1 protein-coding gene and 2 rRNA genes are annotated in these 3,557 nt (G+C 54.5%); all 3 read right to left on the reverse strand.

Annotation, left to right across the window (positions count from 1 at the left end; genetic code table 11):
- Window positions 1–3: 3 nt before the first annotated feature.
- Window positions 4–120: ribosomal RNA gene (gene rrf / locus CRD18_RS07430) — 5S ribosomal RNA — on the reverse strand.
- A 102-nt stretch (window positions 121–222) separates the two neighbouring features.
- Window positions 223–3,311 (reverse strand): 23S ribosomal RNA (locus CRD18_RS07435).
- 22 nt (window positions 3,312–3,333) lie between these two features.
- Window positions 3,334–3,557 (reverse strand): hypothetical protein (locus CRD18_RS11055; RefSeq protein ID WP_207106356.1); only part of this gene is annotated, 224 nt, incomplete at its 5' end.

Genomic DNA, 3,557 nt, shown 5'->3' on the forward strand with positions numbered 1-3,557 from the left:
TTATGCCGGCGGCGACCTACTCTCCCACACCCTCCCGAGTGCAGTACCATCGGCGCTGGTGGACTTAGCTTCCGGGTTCGGAATGGGACCGGGCGTGACCCCACCGCTAACACCACCGACAAAAACCAGGCAACAACCCATCCCCACCACAACTTTGGGTGGGTGGTGTCATGCCAGACACTGAATAACGGACGCGAGCAAAAACCCTGTAATTCACACTTTGTGTGTTGAATGTTTGGTCTATTAGTACCGGTCACCTCCACACCTTACGATGCTTCCAGATCCGGCCTATCAACCCCATCATCTATAGGGGACCTCAAAAGAAACCTAATCTTGGAACAGGCTTCCCGCTTAGATGCTTTCAGCGGTTATCCCTTCCGTACGTAGCCAACCAGCCATGCCCCAGGCGGGACAACTGGCACACCAGAGGTACGTCCATCCCGGTCCTCTCGTACTAGGGACAGCCTTCCTCAAGTTTCTACGCGCGCGGCGGATAGAGACCGAACTGTCTCACGACGTTCTAAACCCAGCTCGCGTGCCGCTTTAATGGGCGAACAGCCCAACCCTTGGGACCTACTCCAGCCCCAGGATGCGACGAGCCGACATCGAGGTGCCAAACCATCCCGTCGATATGGACTCTTGGGGAAGATCAGCCTGTTATCCCCGGGGTACCTTTTATCCGTTGAGCGACACCGCTTCCACAAGCCGGTGCCGGATCACTAGTCCCTAGTTTCCTACCTGCTCGACCTGTCAGTCTCACAGTCAAGCTCCCTTGTGCACTTACACTCAACACCTGATTGCCAACCAGGCTGAGGGAACCTTTGGGCGCCTCCGTTACTCTTTGGGAGGCAACCGCCCCAGTTAAACTACCCACCAGGCACTGTCCCTAACCCGGATCACGGGCCGAGGTTGAGATGTCCAATACGATCAGAGTGGTATTTCAACAACGACTCCACCCCAACTGGCGTTGAGGCATCACAATCTCCCACCTATCCTACACAAACCGAACCGAACACCAATACCAAGCTATAGTGAAGGTCCCGGGGTCTTTTCGTCCTGCCGCGCGTAACGAGCATCTTTACTCGTACTGCAATTTCGCCGGGTCTGTGGTTGAGACAGCAGGGAAGTCGTTACGCCATTCGTGCAGGTCGGAACTTACCCGACAAGGAATTTCGCTACCTTAGGATGGTTATAGTTACCACCGCCGTTTACTGGGGCTTAAATTCTCCGCTTCGACCCACAAAGGGTCTAACAGGTCCTCTTAACCTTCCAGCACCGGGCAGGCGTCAGTCCGTATACATCGACTTACCCGTCTTCGCACGGACCTGTGTTTTTAGTAAACAGTCGCTTCCCTCTATTCTCTGCGGCCACAACCAGCTCAACCACGTCGGTCACCAGTCATGGCCCCCCTTCTCCCGAAGTTACGGGGGCATTTTGCCGAGTTCCTTAACCACAGTTCTCCCGATCGCCTTAGTATTCTCTACCTGACTACCTGTGTCGGTTTCGGGTACGGGCCGTATATCCACATCGCTAGAGGCTTTTCTCGGCAGCATAGGATCACCAACTTCCCCAAAACGGGTACGCATCACGCCTCACCCTATATGTGCTCCGGATTTACCTAGAACACGGGCCACACGCTTACACCACGATATCCATCACGTGGCACGGCTACCTTCCTGCGTCACCCCATCACTTGGCTACTACCAGTTCAGGTCCCCAGCATCACACACACCAACCAACCTAAAAGGCTAGTAAACGGCGCGTGTTCAGGTGGGTTAGTATCCCTGATTCACCATGGGCGCGGACACACGGGTACGGGAATATCAACCCGTTATCCATCGACTACGCCTGTCGGCCTCGCCTTAGGTCCCGACTCACCCTGGGAGGATTAACCTGGCCCAGGAACCCTTAGTCATTCGGCGGAGGAGTTTTCCACTCCTCATTCGCTACTCATGCCTGCATTCTCACTCGCGCACACTCCACACTAGGGTTACCCCAGCGCTTCACAGCAGTCACGCGACGCTCCCCTACCCAACCACCAAAAGGTGATTGCCGCGGCTTCGGCGGTGTACTTGAGCCCCACTACATTGTCGGCGCAGAACCACTCGACCAGTGAGCTATTACGCACTCTTTCAAGGATGGCTGCTTCTAAGCCAACCTCCTGGTTGTCTTCGCGATCCCACATCCTTTTCCACTTAGCACACCCTTAGGGGCCTTAGCCGGCGATCTGGGCTGTTTCCCTCTCGACTACGAAGCTTATCCCCCGCAGTCTCACTGCCGTGCTCTCACCTCACCGGCATTCGGAGTTTGGCTGATGTCGCTAAGATGATAGTCCCGCTAAACCAACCAGTAGCTCTACCTCCAGGAGGAAACACACGACGCTGCACCTAAATGCATTTCGGGGAGAACCAGCTATCACGGAGTTTGATTGGCCTTTCACCCCTACCCACAACTCATCCCCTCAGTTTTCAACCTAAGTGGGTTCGCGCCTCCACAGAGTCTTACCTCTGCTTCACACTGGCCATGGGTAGATCACCCCGCTTCGGGTCCAGGACATGCCACTGACAACACACTAGTTAGTATTCGCTTTCGCTACGACTACCCCACCAAACGGGTTAACCTCGCGACATGCCGCTGACTCGCAGGCTCATTCTTCAAAAGGCACGCCATCACCCCACAAAAAAGGGCTCTGACGGATTGTAAGCACATGGTTTCAGGTACTATTTCACTCCCCTCCCGGGGTACTTTTCACCATTCCCTCACGGTACTAATCCGCTATCGGTCATAAGCAGGTATTTAGGCTTACCGGGTGGTCCCGGCAGATTCACAGCAGATTCCACGAGCCCGCTGCTACTCGGGCAACACACCAATTGCACGCACGGGTGTTTCACGTACCGGACTCTCACCGTCTACGGCAGGACATTCCAATCCACTTCCGCTACACCCACACAACACAACGCAGGACTAGCAGACCCTGCACAATGCATCCCCACAACCCCACGCACGCAAACCCTGCCAGGTATCACACGCACGCGGTTTAGCCTCATCCACGTTCGTTCGCCACTACTAACGGAATCACAATTGTTTTCTACTCCTACGGGTACTGAGATGTTTCACTTCCCCGCGTAACCACCAATTAGACTATGAATTCATCTAACGGCGACCGCCCACAACGACGGCCAGGTTTCCCCATTCGGACACCCTCGGATCAACGCTCAGTTGGCAGCTCCCCGAGGCCTATCGCAGCCTCTCACGTCCTTCATCGGCCTACTATGCCAAGGCATCCACCATGCGCCCTTACAACACAACACACAAACAAATAACTAAGAACAATCACAAACAGAAAAACTGCTTGACAAAATCGAACTTACAGAAAAACAAGATGCTCGCGTCCACTATCCAGTTCTCACACAACACCCACACACCACACACAAACCACCACAACAGCAGCCTGCCCGCAGCACGCAGCAACCTGTAAACAGGAACAACAACATGTGTCATCCCAGACACCCAACAGCGCACCAACAACCAACCAACACCAAAGGAAAGCACAAACG

It is taken from the genome of Corynebacterium sp. LK31 (genome assembly GCF_014335015.1).
Classification (GTDB): domain Bacteria; phylum Actinomycetota; class Actinomycetes; order Mycobacteriales; family Mycobacteriaceae; genus Corynebacterium; species Corynebacterium jeikeium_D.